This is a genomic window from Neisseria sp. P0021.S006 (assembly GCF_051956895.1).
On record NZ_JBQCWZ010001066.1, the window covers coordinates 1 to 511 of the forward strand.

Consider the following 511-nt stretch of genomic DNA (forward strand, 5'->3'; position numbering starts at 1 on the left):
AGCTCATTTTATATCTACAATTTTTTCAAATGGAGTCCGTCTTCGATTTCAGTGGTTAATTTTGTTCCGCTTTTGCCGAAATATTCATCAGACAGACAATGCCGGATTTTTCCATCTTGATTCTTTATTTCGTTTTTACAGACGCTATCTTCAGACGGCCTATTTCGTTGTATAGGCCGTCTGAAACCTTTTACTGTCAAATGTTATCAACATTCTGCCCTGTCAGGGCGCGCTGTATGTTGCGGTTCATGCGCTTGGCGGCGAAGTTGTCGGTGCTGTGGCTGAGTTTGGCGACGGCGGCACGAATGTCTTCGGCTTTACCGTCTTTCAGACGACCTTGCAAATCGGCGATGTCTTGCTGGATTTGTGCAAGCTCTTCGGTATCCAGCAAATCTCTATCCAATTCAAGGGCGGCGTTGACGGCGTCGGTCAGGCTTTCGGCTTCGACTACGGCTTCGGCGCGTGCGCGTGCGGCCATGTCTTCGGCAGCGTTGCTCATGCTGTCTTTGAG

General features: G+C 49.1%; 1 protein-coding gene. It reads right to left on the reverse strand.

Annotated features, from left to right (window positions below; genetic code table 11):
* Positions 1-196 precede the first annotated feature (196 nt).
* Positions 197-511: Hsp70 family protein (locus ACTHUM_RS18750; protein ID WP_440403788.1), on the reverse strand; the 315-nt coding region annotated here is incomplete at its 5' end.